Annotated in this window: 14 protein-coding genes and 1 pseudogene; 12 read left to right on the top strand and 3 right to left on the bottom strand. The window is 37.5% G+C overall.

Annotated features, from left to right (window positions below; genetic code table 11):
- Positions 1–64 precede the first annotated feature (64 nt).
- From ABH960_RS00610 to ABH960_RS00600, 3 genes are all read left to right on the top strand, one after another.
- The gene (locus ABH960_RS00610; protein ID WP_002167429.1) at positions 65–1,378 is read left to right on the top strand and encodes an APC family permease; all 1,314 of its coding nucleotides are present in this window, start codon (positions 65–67) and stop codon (positions 1,376–1,378) included.
- A 110-nt stretch (positions 1,379–1,488) separates the two neighbouring features.
- On the top strand, positions 1,489–2,673 hold the full coding sequence (locus ABH960_RS00605; RefSeq protein WP_404441944.1) for an MFS transporter: 1,185 nt from the start codon (positions 1,489–1,491) through the stop codon (positions 2,671–2,673).
- Positions 2,674–2,754: 81 nt separating this feature from the next.
- Positions 2,755–2,922: a hypothetical protein gene (locus tag ABH960_RS00600; RefSeq protein ID WP_404441942.1), complete on the top strand. Its 168-nt coding sequence runs from the start codon at positions 2,755–2,757 to the stop codon at positions 2,920–2,922.
- Between the two features lie 180 nt (positions 2,923–3,102).
- Here ABH960_RS00600 and ABH960_RS00595 read toward each other — a convergent pair whose 3' ends face one another.
- Positions 3,103–3,861: a TrmB family transcriptional regulator gene (locus ABH960_RS00595; protein ID WP_404441940.1), complete on the bottom strand. Its 759-nt coding sequence runs from the start codon at positions 3,859–3,861 to the stop codon at positions 3,103–3,105.
- A 208-nt stretch (positions 3,862–4,069) separates the two neighbouring features.
- Between ABH960_RS00595 and ABH960_RS00590 the strand changes: the two are divergent.
- From ABH960_RS00590 to ABH960_RS00570, 5 genes and pseudogenes are all read left to right on the top strand, one after another.
- Positions 4,070–5,122, top strand: a pseudogene (locus ABH960_RS00590) (cache domain-containing protein); the annotation flags it as partial.
- Positions 5,117–6,070, top strand: coding sequence for a methyl-accepting chemotaxis protein (locus ABH960_RS00585; protein WP_404442595.1), 954 nt, complete (start codon positions 5,117–5,119; stop codon positions 6,068–6,070). The pseudogene ABH960_RS00590 and the gene ABH960_RS00585, both read left to right, overlap by 6 nt.
- A gap of 77 nt (positions 6,071–6,147) precedes the next feature.
- Positions 6,148–6,450, top strand: coding sequence for an MTH1187 family thiamine-binding protein (locus tag ABH960_RS00580; RefSeq protein ID WP_002089423.1), 303 nt, complete (start codon positions 6,148–6,150; stop codon positions 6,448–6,450).
- Between the two features lie 48 nt (positions 6,451–6,498).
- The gene (locus ABH960_RS00575; RefSeq protein WP_001290599.1) at positions 6,499–6,744 is read left to right on the top strand and encodes a YusU family protein; all 246 of its coding nucleotides are present in this window, start codon (positions 6,499–6,501) and stop codon (positions 6,742–6,744) included.
- Between the two features lie 310 nt (positions 6,745–7,054).
- Complete coding sequence (locus ABH960_RS00570) at positions 7,055–7,972, top strand: proline dehydrogenase family protein (protein WP_002112697.1); 918 nt, start codon at positions 7,055–7,057, stop codon at positions 7,970–7,972.
- 22 nt (positions 7,973–7,994) lie between these two features.
- Here ABH960_RS00570 and ABH960_RS00565 read toward each other — a convergent pair whose 3' ends face one another.
- Positions 7,995–8,834 carry a D-alanyl-D-alanine carboxypeptidase family protein gene (locus tag ABH960_RS00565; protein WP_033713142.1) on the bottom strand — a complete coding sequence of 280 codons (840 nt, stop codon included), beginning with the start codon at positions 8,832–8,834 and terminating at the stop codon, positions 7,995–7,997.
- A gap of 97 nt (positions 8,835–8,931) precedes the next feature.
- On the bottom strand, positions 8,932–9,078 hold the full coding sequence (locus ABH960_RS00560) for a YuzL family protein (RefSeq protein WP_002034611.1): 147 nt from the start codon (positions 9,076–9,078) through the stop codon (positions 8,932–8,934).
- 237 nt (positions 9,079–9,315) lie between these two features.
- Between ABH960_RS00560 and ABH960_RS00555 the strand changes: the two genes are divergently transcribed.
- The 4 genes from ABH960_RS00555 to ABH960_RS00540 all read left to right on the top strand — a co-directional run bounded on the left by ABH960_RS00555 (position 9,316) and on the right by ABH960_RS00540 (position 15,681).
- Entirely contained in the window at positions 9,316–11,697 is a 2,382-nt protein-coding gene (locus ABH960_RS00555) for a 3-hydroxyacyl-CoA dehydrogenase/enoyl-CoA hydratase family protein (protein ID WP_404441936.1), read from the top strand.
- A 21-nt stretch (positions 11,698–11,718) separates the two neighbouring features.
- On the top strand, positions 11,719–12,891 hold the full coding sequence (locus tag ABH960_RS00550) for an acetyl-CoA C-acetyltransferase (RefSeq protein WP_404441934.1): 1,173 nt from the start codon (positions 11,719–11,721) through the stop codon (positions 12,889–12,891).
- A gap of 144 nt (positions 12,892–13,035) precedes the next feature.
- Positions 13,036–14,820, top strand: a complete 1,785-nt coding sequence (locus ABH960_RS00545) for an acyl-CoA dehydrogenase family protein (RefSeq protein ID WP_016102228.1) — start codon at positions 13,036–13,038, stop codon at positions 14,818–14,820.
- A 138-nt stretch (positions 14,821–14,958) separates the two neighbouring features.
- Positions 14,959–15,681 (top strand): MBL fold metallo-hydrolase, encoded by a 723-nt coding sequence (locus ABH960_RS00540; protein WP_404441931.1) that lies wholly within the window; start codon positions 14,959–14,961, stop codon positions 15,679–15,681.

The following is a 15,681-nucleotide window of genomic DNA, read 5'->3' as shown; positions in this document are numbered from 1 at the left end:
TAGGGAGGAGTGTTTTTTTATTTCATTTTTGCATCACACTAGAATTGGAAGGAGGATACGCAGCATGCATCATGATGAGAAAAACAAAATTGGTTTAACAGTAGCACTTTCTATCGTAGTAGGAACTATTATTGGGTCTGGTGTGTTTATGAAACCAGGGAGCGTATTAGATTACTCAGGGAGTTCTAATATGGCTATTCTTGCTTGGGTAATTGGTGGTCTGTTGACGTTAGCAAGTGGTTTAACAGTAGCCGAAATTGGAGCGCAAATTCCGAAAAATGGTGGGTTGTATACGTATTTAGAGGAGATTTACGGAAGTTTTTGGGGGTATTTATCTGGCTGGATGCAAACAATTGTTTATGGGCCAGCTATTATTGGAACGTTAGGTTTGTATTTTAGTTCTTTAATGATTAATTTTTTCTATTTAGATAAAGTCTGGAATTTACCAATCGCAATTGGAACAGTTGTGTTCCTAGGCGTTATAAATAGTTTGGGAACAAAATATGGGGGCATCGTCCAAACGGTTACGACAGTTGGGAAGATGATCCCAATTATATTAATTGTTGTGCTAGGGTTTTGGAAAGGGAATAGTGATATCTTCAACGTAGTTGTACCGATATCAGAAAATCAAAGTATCGGGATGGCAATTTTAGCAACTTTATTTGCCTATGATGGCTGGATTTTACTCGCTTCTATTGGCGGAGAAATGAAGAACCCAACAAAGTTATTACCGAAGGCAATGACAGTTGGGATTTTAATTGTAACAGCTGCTTACGTGTTAATTAACTTAGCGTTATTAAATGTATTACCAGCAGCGAAAATTGTAGACCTTGGAGAAAATGCAACAGCGACAGCTGCGGGTATGTTACTTGGAGAATATGGCGGGAAAATTATTAGTATCGGTATTATCATTTCTATTTTCGGTTGTTTAAATGGAAAGATTTTAACGTTCCCACGTATTCCGATGTCGATGGCAGAGCGTGGACACCTTCCGTTTTCTAAGTTTATTGCAAAAGAAAATTCGAGATTTAAAACACCAGCAAATGCGATTACTGTTGAAATCATTTTAGGAATTATTTTAATGCTTATTAGTGATCCGAATAAGCTATCTGAGATTTCCGTATTCATTATTTATATTTTCTACGTAATGACGTTTATTGGTGTCTTCATTTTACGAAGACGTAACAAGGATAAAGAGCGTGCATATAGTGTACCGTTATTCCCGATTGTACCAATCGTTGCGATTTTAGGGTCATTGTTTGTACTTGGAAGTGCAATTATTAACGATCCGGTAAGCTGCTTCTTATCAATTGGAATTGTATTTACTGGACTTCCGGTATATTGGTACTTAAATAAGAAGAAAGAAACTGGAGTTTAATGATTGAAGGGCAGGCGTATTATACGCCTGCTTTTTTGCTATAAAAAAATTTGTACTTGCGTCCACTTTCTCTTTTGATTACTATAATGGTAGTAACCAAAAGAGAAAGTGTGGGGAAAGGCTTGAATTTTCGTGTATATATTTTAGCTATTGCGGCTTTCGTAGTCGGAACGGTTGAGCTAATTATAGGAGGAACGCTTGATTTAGTTGCTAATGATTTAGGTGTGTCGATTAGTGCAGCTGGTCAGCTTATTACAATATTTTCAGTAGTATTCGCTCTATCAGGGCCGGTTTTATTAGCATTAACAGGCAAGTTTGAAAGAAAGAAATTGTATGTTGTGGCATTATCAATTTTCTTAATTGGAAATATCATTTCGGCATTTAGTGTGAATTACGAGATGTTAATGTTCTCGAGGGTAATTTGTGCAGCGAGTGGATCGCTTATTATTGCACTATCGGTAACACTTGCTTCTAGTGTAGTAGAGCCGCATTTCCGTGCGCGTGCAATTGGAATCATTTTCATGGGTATTAGTGGATCACTCGTACTTGGAGTACCGCTAGGTCTTGTGCTCGGAAATGCATATGGATGGCGTGCACCATTTGTATTAATTTCAATATTAACGGTTATGGCGATTGCTTGTATTTCGTTGTTCTTAACGAAAGTACCAGCGACATCGGTATTATCAATAAGAGAACAAATTGCTACGTTAAAGGATAAAAAAATTGTAAGTGCACAGTTAACATCATTTTTATTTTTAACAGGACATTTAACGCTATACGCATATTTAACACCGTTTTTAAAAGATGTGATGCATGTTGAAGCAAATTGGATTAGTGTGTTTTACTTCATTTTCGGAATTGCAGCGGTACTTGGAGGTGGCCTTGGCGGCTGGCTTGCTGATAAATGGGGATCGAAGAAAAGTATTATTTCCATCATTATCGTATTTGGATGTGCAATCTTTATGTTGCCGATGATGACATTCTCATTCCCGCTCTTCATTATTATGATGGGTCTTTGGAGTATGCTGAGCTGGGCAATTTCGCCAGCACAGCAAAACTATTTAATTGAAATTGCGCCAGAATCAGCTGGTATTCAGCAAGGTTTAAATAACTCTGCACTTCATTTAGGAATTGCGCTCGGTTCAACAGTAGGCGGAGTTGTTATTGAGAAATCATCTGTTATATATAACGCTTGGGTAGGCGGCGTTTTCATTATATTGGCACTGCTTTGTGCGATTTTCTCTATTACGAGAGGACGCTCGAATCAGCTTAGGAAAGAAGAATCTATCGTTTGATAGGTTCTTTTTTTTGTGTGTAAAAAAATACAGGGGTTAGTAGAGAAATGGAGAAGGAAGTATATAGCGAGGTGATAGTATATGGATTATTCAATTATTGGTTTTATATTCACAGTACTTCCGTTATTTGTGATTGTTTTTGTATTTAGATGGATTCGTTTCATCTATCAAAATTCTGAGAAACAAGTAGAGCAAAATGAGAAGATTATTGAGCTTTTGAGGGAGATAAAGGAGCAAAAAAAATCGTAAAATGAACGTTCTGTATTTACAAATCAAAACCATCCGAAAAACCAACTACATAAAATTAAATTAGCGAAAGCGTAAAAAAGAGCTGTACCAAATGAGTATGTAAAACTCCGTTTGGTACAGCTTTTTTTGTATGGGAAATTATATTATCTATTCAAATGGTAGAATCGATTTTGGGATTTGTTAATACCTCAACTTCATCAACAATTCCTTAATTTCTTCATCCTGCATAAAGAGGTCATGGTGCTTCTCTGTAATCTTCGCAAGTGCAACGTCATGATAGAAGAACTCCGTAAAGAACTTCACGAAAGGTTGTGACATTGTTTTCATCGCTTGCCATGATTCTTGCTCTACACCAGCAAATAAAATTTCACGATCGTCAACGATGAGTAGTAAATAACGCTCTAATGCGTTAGGTTCTTGAGCTGGGATTAAAAAATGCATGTTTTCTAAGTCAGTTTCCACTTTTCCAACTATGAGGGACTCGACTTGGACGCCTTGTTTTGCTTTTTGTTCTAGTAAAGGAAGATATTCTAAAAGGGTATCGTTCCATGCGGAGATGCGTATGGATTCTTTTGCATCTTCTACAAGTTGCCTACTTTGTACTTTAATAGAAGACTGCATTTTTAAACTCCAAACGCGGTCATCTGTAAATGATTTTTTAGAAATATTATTTTCAAGTTCTTTAATATTAGATTGGAATTCTGTCGTTAACTTTTCAATTGCTAGCTTGAGTGGTAATGCTGTATACAATTTTTTCTTTTCAGAAACAGAATCCATTACCATCCCTTTATCAATGAGTCGTGCTAACACTTCGTATATTTTTGCTTTTGGAACACCTGAATGTTTAACGATAGTTGTTGCATCTAATGGGTCATTGCTTGATACGACAACTTCATAAGCTTGGCTTTCATATTGTGAGAAACCGAATTTTTGTAGCATAGTTCCCTCCGAACGAATGAGATTATATGTTAAGGATAATGAACTATTTGTTTTTACACAAGTGTTGAGATAACAAGTAAGTTGATTGAAATGAGAATAAATTTCAATTTTTTAAACTATATGGATTGAGCTTTCCTATTTATCTATTATACTTAATATAGTGATTAATACGATTGGATTTTACCGAGAAGGGGATGCTTGAGGGAATATGTTGAGAAGTTTACGTTTAAAAATTGCAGTAGTATTTTCGGTACTTATTTCTATGATGTTTGTAATATTAGGTACAGCTGTGTATCAATTGCAAAAAGAGAAAGAAACGCACTCCTTAGACCAGTATTCTGAAAATACGATGGATCTTGTGACAGAGCAGTTAACTGCATTTATGCAGCGAATTGAAGAAGATATGGGTCATTATGGATCTCATGATGATATTCAAAACATGCTACAAGATGGGGTTACTCCAGAAGAGGAGAGTTTTATTTTAAAGGAATTTTCAAGGTTTAAAAAGAATCATCCTGATATTTTAGATGTCTACATTGGGACGAAAGATAAAAAAACGTTGAGTGCAAATCTTGCAGATGGTGGGACAGTTCCAGACGGATATGATCCGACGAGTCGCCCTTGGTATAAAGCGTCAGAAGCAGATACAGAATCGACTATTTGGGGAGAACCACAATATGAAATCGCGACGGGTAAGTTAAGTATTGGAGTTTCAAAAGCCATTGTCGGACAAGATGGTTCTGTGTTAGGTGTTGTAGCAATGGATGTATCACTAGGAACGATTCAAAAGCTACTCCATAATATTCAATATAATAATGGCGGAGAAATGTTTGTTATAAATGATAAAAATATTGCCATTGTGTACCCGGAGAAAGTAGGAAAAGATGTTTCGAAAGAACCACTTGTTAAAAGTTTAAATAAAGATGAAACGAAATTTGCAGCGGCGACATTAGGTGGAAAAGATGTAGTAGCCTATAGTCAATTGTTTGATAAGATGAAATGGAAAATCGGGATTGTATATCCGAAAGAGTCCATTGATAACTTACTAATAGAAACAAGAAATACAGTTATTATAATGGCATGTATAAGTTTATTGATTGGAATATTAGCTTCGTATGTATTCTCAAGAAGATTAGCAAGACCATTACAACTATTAACAAATCACGTTCAAAAAGTAGCGGAAGGTGATTTAACACTACAAATGAAGGTGACAAGTAAAGATGAGGTTGGTATGCTTACGACTCACTTTAATGATATGGTTGAGCAAATGAATGAAATGGTAAGTAAAATTAAAAATAGTGTATCGACAGTACAGAAATCGACTCACAATCTGCATTATTTAACGAATGAAACTGTAGCAGCTAGTAGAGAAGTTTCAGGTGCAATGGATGATGTGAGCGGAGGCGCGTCTACTCTTGCTAATAGTGTAGAGGAGGTTTCAGCGCAACTTGAAAATATGGCGCAGTCGATGGAAGAAATGAATAGTTCCGTTGGTGAAATAAAGGGAGTGACTGGTAAGGCGGAAGAAGCATCTAAGCAGGGACTCAATACGATGCGAAATTTAGTTCGTACAAGAGAACAATCATCTTCTATCGTTGTTCATACGGAAGAAGCGTCCGGTAAGTTAGAGCAAAGGGTTGGATCGATTCAAAATGTGGTAGAACTTATAAAAGGTCTTTCGGATCAAACGAATTTACTGGCTTTAAACGCTTCAATTGAAGCAGCACGTGCAGGTGAGCAAGGTAAGGGCTTTGCTGTTGTTGCGGAAGAGGTTCGGAAATTAGCTGAACAATCAAAAGAGGCAACGGGTGAGATTACAATAATGATTAGCGATGTGCAGTTAGAAGTAAAACGAGTTGTAGAAGTTGTAAGCAAATTGAAAGACATTGCGGATATACAAAATAAAGTTACGACAGAGGCGGAGACAGAATTCCGCACAATTATGTCAGTTGTAAATACTATTAGTACCTCAGTTGAAAAAATTGTAGAAGAGGTAAATAACATAGGTCACGAGCAAGAAGAAATTACAGAAGTTATGCAAACAATTGCTAGCACGAGTCAAGAGAGTGCGGCTGTTTCTGAAGAGGTAAATGCAGCAACTGAGTCACAAGTGAATCATTTAGAAAAAGTAGCTCATACGATGGAAAGTTTGACAGAGAATATGCAGGACTTAGAAAGATTGGTTGAGCAGTTTAAAGTAGAAGAGTAACGTATTAGTAAAATGATGAGAATTTCGGTAAAATAGACAATGGATATATAAGAAGCAGTAATAGGAGGAAGATTATTATGGCAATTGTTGATGTATCGATTATTCCAGTAGGAACAGGTAATCCAAGTGTTAGTGAATATGTAGCAGAAGTACAAAAGGTACTAGAGAAAAATGCTGATCGCGTGAAGTATCAATTAACACCGATGAATACAGTAATTGAAGGAGATCTTCCTGTCATTTTAGAAGTCATTCAACAAATGCATGAAGTTCCATACACGAAAGGTGCACAGCGCGTTGCGACAACAATTCGTATCGATGATCGCCGTGATAAAGTAAGTACGATGGAGAAGAAATTAAACTCTGTTCAATCAAAATTATAAGAAAAAGCAGCGATCTTCGCTGCTTTTTTCATATAGGAGGAAAACAAGATGAGTGAAAAGTTTAATGAGCAGTTTGATGGTTTGCTAGAGAAATACACGGAACTATTACTTGGAGAGAGCAACGAAGAGCGAAAAGAGCAGGTACAGAAATGGGCACTATATTCTTATATGGCTAAGACGATGCCAGCTTTAGTGAAACATTGGAATGAGACGTATCCAGATGCAAAAGAAGAGATGGTACAGTTAATTACGAATATTAAAAAGCTGAATGATGAGAAGCGAAATGAGAAGTAAGAAGGCTTGAGATAATGTTACCTCAAGTTTTTGTTATTAATATCCTTATATAATTTACATGAAATATAAATGGTTTTGTGAGCATGTCGAATATTTTCGGCATGCTCATTTTTTCCTTAGTAAACCCGTTTTTTCTGAATGTCGAAAAATATTTTCTTCATATTTATAAACGAGGATATAGGGTTTTAAATGTTTTGATAGTATTTTATAAATTATCTAAATAATTATTTGTATCAAATAATTTTAAACAATGATATAATTTCGAAGAGGGGTAAAAAACAGATAAATTATAGTCATAGGGGTGAATTACATGGAACAATTAATGCGAAATTCGTTTCTTTTCTTATCTAAAAATAAAGCGCTAACAAAACTGGCTAAAAAGTACGGTTTACGCTTTGGTGCAGGTCGCTTCGTCGCAGGGGAAACGATTGAATTAGCGACAGCTGCAATTAAAGCATTAAATAAGCAAGGTCTTTGTGTAACAATCGATTATTTAGGTGAATTCGTTGATAACGAAGCGGAAGCAAATGAAATGGCTAGCGAATCGATTGAAGCAATTCGTGCAATTGGAAGAGAAGGTCTTAATTCGCAGCTTTCTTTAAAGATGACTTCTATGGGATTAGATATCTCTGACGAAATCGTAATGAACAATATGCGCCGTATTTTAGAAGCTGGAAAAGAAAATGGTGTGTTTATTACAATTGATATGGAAGACTATACGCGCTGCGGAAAAACAATTGATATCTTTAAACAATTAAAATCTGAATACGATAATATTGGTACAGTTATTCAAGCTTACTTATATCGTACAGAAAAAGATATGGAAGATTTAAACGCTTATAATCCTAATTTACGTCTTGTAAAAGGGGCCTATAAAGAACCTGAAGAAGTAGCGTTCCCGGAAAAGAAAGATGTAGATGACAATTATAAAAAAATTATTAAAATGCACTTATTAAATGGAAATTACACTGCAATTGCTTCGCATGACGAAGCGATTATTGAATATACGAAAAAACTTGCGGAAGAACACAACATTCCAAGGGATCAATTTGAATTCCAAATGTTATTTGGTATTCGTACAGAGCGTCAACTTGAGCTAGTAAAAGAAGGCTACAAAATGCGCGTTTACGTGCCTTATGGAAACGACTGGTATGGCTATTTCATGCGCCGTCTAGCAGAACGTCCAGCAAACGTTGCGTTCGTATTAAAAGGTATGATCAAAAAATAACCAAGGAGAAAATACTCCTTGGTTATTTTAATTGCTGAAATGCGTAGTGCGCCATTTTCTTCGTATCAGGATATAGCTGCGTACGAGTAGAAGATAACACGACGTTAATGACGCGTTTACCGTCTTTTTCATCAACTGTTACGACTGTGTATTTTCCGAGAGCTGATAAACCGCTTTTACTTCCAATCGCATATGGATCGTCATATAGTTCTTCTCGTCCATAGTTTGCGATTTTTGGAGATCGCTCTGAAGTATGTAGTGTTGTATGTATTGAATTCATATATTCTAAAACGATCGGATACTTCAAGGCTTCTTTCGTAATAATAGCAATGTCATATGGTGATACTTTATTTCCAAGTGCATCAGCACCGCTTGCGTTTTTGAAAGTCGCATGTTTTGTCCCAAGTTCCTTCGCTCTAGCGTTCATCATTTTCACAAACTCATTTTTTGATCCTGCGATATGTTCTGCAATTGACTCAGCGATTGGGTCTGCACTAATAATAAGCATAAGTTTTAATGCCTCATCACGTTTTAATTTTTCACCCGCGCGAAGCTTAATCTTCTTACTTTGACTTTCCGTTTTAATCGCATTCTCTGTAACCGTAATTTCTTCATCTTCTTTCACATTTTCTAGTAAGAGTAAGGTAGTCATCATTTTCCCTATACTAGCCGGATAAGAGCGTTCATCTTCCCGTTTTCCATACAAAATTTCACCTGTGTCTGCATCGATTGTAATCCCGTATTGCCCAGTAATGTTAGGCTGATCTGCTCTTACAACTTGTTGCCTTTGTGCATAAGAGAAGAAAATCATCCCTGTAAATAGTGTGGCAATCATTACAATCATAATTATTGTTCGTTTCATCGTCGTTCCCTCTTTTGTTTTCCATATGTACAAATAAATTGGGCAGAAAAAGCAGCCATTAATCATTATGCCACGTTCTCTGCCCAAAAATATAGCGTTATTTTTCGCCCATATTATGCTTCTTATATTGTTGGTTATTACTTTGACGCCCTTTTTCAACACCGTGATTATGCGGACCTGCATTTCCAGTTACACTTGCTGCGCTAATTCCAGCTTTTGAAGGGTTCTTCTTAAGTTTTGCCATATATATTCCTCCAGTTTCGTCAGATCATAAAAAGGAAAAGTGCATTTTAATGAAGAAAATACACATGTATAGCATAGCCAAATGAAAGAAATATATTTATTTCAGAAAATTTTATCAATAAATATATTGCGAAAATTCAAACTGTATCATATATTTATTAGTAGAGGCTCACTCATTGATTGCGACTTATGTCGAAAAATTGAATGAGCATTCATTCAAGAATAGGGGGAGAAATGGATGTTCCAAATTAAAAAGGCTGCTGTTCTAGGTTCAGGCGTAATGGGTTCAGGGATTGCGGCACACTTAGCTAATATTGGTATTCCGACATTATTGCTTGATATTGTACCACCGGCGCTTACGAAGGAAGAAGAAGCGAAGGGACTTACATTAGAACATAAAAGTGTGAGAAATCGTTTTAGTAATACGGCTGTGCAAAAACTATTAAAGCAAAAACCAGCTCCTCTGACAGTGAAAGGAAATTTAGCACTGATTGAAGCAGGTAACTTAGAAGATGATCTTGAGCGTCTAGCTGATGTAGATTGGATTATTGAAGTAGTAGTTGAAAACTTAGATATAAAGAAGAAACTATTTGAAAAAGTAGATGCTGTTCGTAAACCAGGCTCAATTGTGAGCTCAAATACATCAGGCATTTCCGTTGAAAAAATGGCAGAGGGTCGTTCAGACGACTTCCAGAAACACTTCTTAGGAACACACTTTTTTAACCCACCACGATATTTAAAACTTCTAGAGGTAATACCGACGAAAGAAACTGATCCACAAGTATTAAGCTTCATGAAACTATTTGGCGAAGACGTTCTTGGAAAAGGCGTTGTTATCGCAAAAGACACACCAAACTTTATTGGAAACCGCATCGGTACGTATGGATTGCTTGTAACGCTTCAAGAAATGATTAAGCGTGGCTATAGCATTGGAGAAGTTGACTCTGTAACAGGTCCATTAATTGGTCGTCCGAAGAGCGCAACGTTCCGTACATTAGATGTTGTTGGTTTAGATACATTTGTACACGTTGCAAATAACGTATATGAAAATGTACAAGAAGAAGAGCGCGACGTATTTAAAGTACCTGCTTTTATGCATGACATGCTTGATAAAAAATGGCTTGGAAGCAAAACAGGTCAAGGCTTCTTCTTAAAACAAGGAAAAGAAATTTTAGAATTAAACCCTGAAACGATGGAATACGAAGCGCGCAAAAAATTAAAAGCTGCATCCGTAGAGTTAAGTAAACAAGAAAAAGGATTAGCGAATAAATTGAAAGCGCTTGTATACGCGAAAGACCGTGCAGGAGAGTTGTTATGGAACATCATTACACCAACTCTTTTATACTCTGCAAAACTTCATAAAGAAATTGCTGATGATATCGTTGCAATTGACCAAGCGATGAAATGGGGCTTCGGATGGGAGCAAGGACCATTCGAAATTTGGGATGCAATCGGCGTTGAAAAGTCCGTTCAAAAGATGGAAGAAAACGGCGCAGTTGTTCCTACTTGGGTGAAAGAAATGGTAGAGAAAGGTTTCACTACTTTCTATAAACATGATAACGGCGATAGCTACTATTACGACAATGGTGAATATAAGCTAATCGAACGTAACAAAAAAGCAATTTCTCTTAAGCAGTTAAAAGAGAAAAACGGTGTGTTAAAGAAAAATAGCGGAGCGAGCTTAATTGATTTAGGCGATGGTATCCTTTGCTTAGAATTCCATTCGAAGAGCAATGCAATCGGTATGGATATTACGCAAATGATTAACTACGCTGTTGATGAAGTAGAGAAAAATTATAAAGGTCTTGTTATCGGAAACCAATCGAAGAACTTCTGCGTTGGTGCGAACCTTGCAATGATCTTAATGGAAGCACAAGACGACAACTACTTCGAAATTGAGTGGGTTGTGAAAAACTTCCAAGATGCAATGACGAAAATTAAGTACTCTTCTAAGCCAGTTGTAGCGGCGCCATATGGTATGACGCTTGGCGGCGGTACAGAAGTTTGCTTACCAGCTGCGAGCATTCAAGCTTCTAGCGAAACGTATATGGGCTTAGTAGAAGTAGGTGTTGGCTTAATCCCTGGCGGAGGCGGTAATAAAGAGCTATACATTAAACACTTAAACAAAATGGCAAACGGTGTAGAATTCGACTTACAAAAAGTTGCGAATAAAGTATTCGAATCTGTAGCGATGGCGAAAGTTTCTACATCAGCACAAGAAGCTGTATCGAACAACTTCTTAGGCGATAAAGACGGTATTAGTGTGAATGGTGATCACTTACTATATGATGCGAAACAAAAAGCACTTTCTTTATATGAAGCAGGTTATAAAGCACCTATCCGCAAAAAGATACCAGTTGTTGGTGAGACAGGATATGCAGCGCTTGTACTTGGTGCAGAGGCAATGCATTTATCAGGTTACATTTCTGAACATGATCTGCACATTGCGAAGAAACTGGCATATGTCATTGCGGGCGGAAAAGTGCCGTACGGAACAGAAGTTGATGAGCAGTATTTATTAGATGTAGAGCGTGAAGCATTTATTAGCTTAGTAAGTGAGATGAAATCACAAGCAAGAATGCAGCACATGCTTGTAAAAGGAAAACCATTACGTAACTAATAACGAGGGGAGATATCGTTCATGAGAGAAGCTGTCATTGTTGCGGGAGCAAGAACACCAATTGGAAAAGCAAAGAGGGGTTCATTAAAAACAGTTCGTCCTGACGATCTAGGGGCGTTAGTAGTAAAAGAAACGTTAAAGCGTGCGAATTATGAAGGACCAATCGATGATTTAATTTTCGGTTGTGCGATGCCAGAAGCAGAGCAAGGTTTAAATATGGCTCGTAATATCGGTGGGCTAGCAGGACTTTCTTACGATGTTCCAGCTATTACAATTAACCGTTACTGTTCTTCAGGCTTACAAAGTATCGCTTACGGAGCAGAGCGCATTATGCTTGGTCACTCTGAAGCTGTATTATCAGGCGGAGCGGAATCAATGAGTTTAGTTCCAATGATGGGACACGTTGTTCGTCCGAATAGTCGCCTTGTAGAAGCAGCACCAGAATATTATATGGGTATGGGGCATACAGCAGAGCAAGTTGCTGTGAAATATGGAATTTCTCGTGAAGAGCAAGATGCATTCGCGGTAAGAAGTCATCAACGTGCTGCGAAAGCATTAGCTGCAGGGAACTTTGCTGATGAAACAGTATCTGTAGATGTAACATTACGTACTGTTGGATCAAACAACAAACTGCAAGAAGAAACAATCATTTTCGCACAAGACGAAGGTGTAAGAGCAGAGACGACGCTAGACATTTTAGGTAAATTACGTCCAGCATTTAACGTTCGCGGTTCTGTAACGGCTGGTAACTCTTCACAAATGAGTGACGGTGCAGCATCTGTACTATTAATGGATCGTGAAAAAGCAGTGAGCGATGGCATGAAACCACTTGCAAAATTCCGTTCATTCGCAGTAGCTGGAGTACCACCAGAAGTAATGGGAATCGGCCCAATTGCTGCAATTCCGAAAGCGTTAAAATTAGCTAGTTTAGAGCTATCTGATATCGGTCTATTTGAACTAAATGAAGCATTCGCTTCTCAATCTATCCAAGTTATTCGTGAACTTGGTCTAGATGAAGAAAAAGTAAACGTAAACGGCGGTGCAATCGCACTTGGACATCCACTTGGCTGTACAGGAGCAAAACTAACACTATCTCTTATTCACGAAATGAAACGCCGCAACCAACAATTCGGTATCGTAACAATGTGTATCGGCGGCGGAATGGGAGCAGCGGGAGTATTTGAATTACTATAAAAAAAGTGGAAGCGGCTCGCTCAGAACAAGAGGGCGCTAAAGCAAAGAATGGAAGCAACAAAGGTTTATAAAAAATAAAAATGAGAGCCAGCTTCTTTCAAAATGAGAGAAGCGGCTTATGAAAATATGAAGGAGGAAATTTTCATGGAAAAAACAGTAGGAAATGCGGTTAAAGGCGGTAGCTTTTTAGTAGAGGAAATTACAATTGATCAAGTGTTTACGCCAGAAGATTTTTCATCTGAGCATAAAATGATTGCAAAAACGACAGAGGACTTTATCGTAAATGAAGTTCTTCCGGAGCTTGAATATTTAGAGCAACACGAATTTGATCGTTCTGTGCGTCTTTTAAAAGAAGCTGGTGAACTTGGTTTACTAGGCGCTGACGTACCAGAAGAGTACGGCGGAATTGGTCTTGATAAAGTAAGCTCAGCGTTAATCGCAGAGAAATTCTCGCGCGCTGGTGGTTTTGCAATCACTCACGGTGCTCACGTTGGTATCGGATCTTTACCAATCGTATTATTCGGTAACGAAGAGCAAAAGAAAAAGTATTTACCATTACTTGCAACTGGTGAAAAATTAGCGGCATACGCATTAACAGAGCCAGGTTCAGGGTCTGACGCATTAGGTGCAAAAACAACGGCACGTTTAAATGCAGAAGGTACGCATTACGTATTAAATGGTGAAAAACAATGGATTACAAACTCTGCATTTGCTGACGTATTTATCGTATACGCAAAAATAGACGGTGAGCACTTCTCAGCATTTATCGTAGAGAAAGAATATGCTGGTGTATCTACAAGCCCAGAAGAAAAGAAAATGGGTATTAAATGTTCTTCAACTCGTACGTTAATTTTAGAAGATGCATTAGTACCGAAAGAAAACTTACTTGGTGAAATCGGTAAAGGCCATATTATCGCGTTCAACATTTTAAATATCGGCCGTTATAAATTAGGTGTTGGTACAGTTGGATCTGCGAAACGTGCAGTAGAAATTTCAGCACAATATGCAAATCAACGTCAACAATTCAAACAACCAATCGCTCGCTTCCCATTAATTCAAGAGAAACTTGCGAATATGGCAGCGAAAACATATGCAGCTGAAAGCTCTGTATATCGTACAGTAGGTTTATTCGAAAGCCGCATGAGCACATTATCTGAAGAAGAAGTAAAAGACGGTAAAGCAGTAGCAGCTTCTATCGCTGAATATGCAATCGAGTGCTCTTTAAATAAAGTATTCGGTTCTGAAGTGCTAGATTATACAGTAGATGAAGGTGTTCAAATTCACGGTGGTTACGGATTTATGGCAGAGTACGAGATTGAAAGAATGTACCGCGATTCTCGTATTAACCGTATTTTCGAAGGAACGAACGAAATTAACCGCCTAATCGTACCAGGTACGTTCTTACGTAAAGCGATGAAAGGTGAATTACCACTTCTTCAAAAAGCACAAAAATTACAAGAAGAGTTAATGATGATGATGCCAGAAGAAGTAGGCGATGAGCCATTAGCACTTCAAAAATATTTAGTAACTAACGCGAAGAAAATTGGCTTAATGGTAGCTGGATTAGCTGCTCAAAAATACGGTAAAGCATTAGATAAAGAGCAAGAAATTCTTGTGAATATCGCTGATATCGTAAGTAACCTTTACGCAATGGAGTCAGCTGTTCTTCGTACAGAAAAAGCAATTAAAACAACTGGTCTTGAAAAGAATAAACAAAAAGTGTTATACACTGAAGTATTCTGCCAAGAAGCATTCAACGAAATCGAAGCAGATGCGAAAGAAACACTTATCGCAGTTGAAAACGGCGACATGCTGCGCATGATGTTATCATCATTACGTAAATTAACTCGCCACACACCACTTAACGTAATTCCGAAGAAACGTGAAATCGCTGCAAAAATTTTAGAAGATGAGCGTTACACAGTTTAATACCTTTAAATAACAGTAGTCGTTTATACGACTACTGTTATTTTTTTTGAAAAAATGAAATTTTTAGTGACATAAAACTAATGCCATTAGTATAATAAAACTAATAGCATTAGTTTTTTCGGAAAGGGAGCTGGAAATATGAGAATGATACATGAAAAAACGGTATATCAATTGTCATTTTTACCAAGAGTGTTTCCTGTGAATTGTTACTTTGTGGAGGAAGAAGATAGTTTAACTTTAATTGATGCGGCTTTGCCATATAGCGCAAAAGGTATTTTACAGGCGGCTGAGAACATAGGGAAACCCATTACTAAGATTGTATTAACACATGCGCATGATGATCATATCGGTGCACTAGACGCATTAAAGGAAGTACTTCCTAATGTTCCAGTCTATATTTCTAAGCGGGACGCAAAGCTGTTAGAGGGAGATACGACGTTACAAGAGGATGAACCGAATATACCGATAAAAGGCGGTGTACCTAAAAAGGTAAAAACGGTACCTGATGTTTTATTGGAAGATGGCGACCGAGTTGGATCACTTCTTGCGATTATGACACAGGGACATACGCCAGGATCCATGTCGTTTCTTGATGTACGAAATAAAGCTCTTATTGTCGGGGATGCATTCCAAACAAGAGGAGGTATGGCTGTTTCGGGTCAAATGAAATTTTGGTTTCCGTTTCCTGCGATGGCAACGTGGTGCAAAGAAATATCATTACAAAGTGCAGAGAAGCTAAGCGAATATGAGCCTTCCTTGCTTGCGGCAGGACATGGGAAAATGATAAAGGATCCAGGCACTGTCATAAAACTTGCTATTAAGGAAGCTAAGCGGAATATAGAAAGTATGAAAGAAGGTTAA

Source organism: Bacillus sp. RC252 (assembly GCF_044909215.1).
Taxonomy (GTDB): Bacteria; Bacillota; Bacilli; order Bacillales; family Bacillaceae_G; genus Bacillus_A; species Bacillus_A mycoides.
The sequence above is the reverse complement of the archived record's forward strand: the minus strand, read 5'-3'. Positions and strand labels throughout refer to the sequence as shown.

Bases quoted from the DNA above. Each gene is read 5' to 3' on its own strand.
- ABH960_RS00610 (WP_002167429.1), top strand. From the start codon at position 65: ATGCATCATGATGAGAAAAACAAAATTGGTTTAACAGTAGCACTTTCT.
- ABH960_RS00600 (WP_404441942.1), top strand. From the start codon at position 2,755: ATGGATTATTCAATTATTGGTTTTATATTCACAGTACTTCCGTTATTT.
- ABH960_RS00595 (WP_404441940.1), bottom strand. From the start codon at position 3,861: ATGCTACAAAAATTCGGTTTCTCACAATATGAAAGCCAAGCTTATGAA.
- ABH960_RS00585 (WP_404442595.1), top strand. From the start codon at position 5,117: ATGGTTGAGCAAATGAATGAAATGGTAAGTAAAATTAAAAATAGTGTA.
- ABH960_RS00580 (WP_002089423.1), top strand. From the start codon at position 6,148: ATGGCAATTGTTGATGTATCGATTATTCCAGTAGGAACAGGTAATCCA.
- ABH960_RS00575 (WP_001290599.1), top strand. From the start codon at position 6,499: ATGAGTGAAAAGTTTAATGAGCAGTTTGATGGTTTGCTAGAGAAATAC.
- ABH960_RS00570 (WP_002112697.1), top strand. From the start codon at position 7,055: ATGGAACAATTAATGCGAAATTCGTTTCTTTTCTTATCTAAAAATAAA.
- ABH960_RS00565 (WP_033713142.1), bottom strand. From the start codon at position 8,834: ATGAAACGAACAATAATTATGATTGTAATGATTGCCACACTATTTACA.
- ABH960_RS00560 (WP_002034611.1), bottom strand. From the start codon at position 9,078: ATGGCAAAACTTAAGAAGAACCCTTCAAAAGCTGGAATTAGCGCAGCA.
- ABH960_RS00555 (WP_404441936.1), top strand. From the start codon at position 9,316: ATGTTCCAAATTAAAAAGGCTGCTGTTCTAGGTTCAGGCGTAATGGGT.
- ABH960_RS00550 (WP_404441934.1), top strand. From the start codon at position 11,719: ATGAGAGAAGCTGTCATTGTTGCGGGAGCAAGAACACCAATTGGAAAA.
- ABH960_RS00545 (WP_016102228.1), top strand. From the start codon at position 13,036: ATGGAAAAAACAGTAGGAAATGCGGTTAAAGGCGGTAGCTTTTTAGTA.
- ABH960_RS00540 (WP_404441931.1), top strand. From the start codon at position 14,959: ATGAGAATGATACATGAAAAAACGGTATATCAATTGTCATTTTTACCA.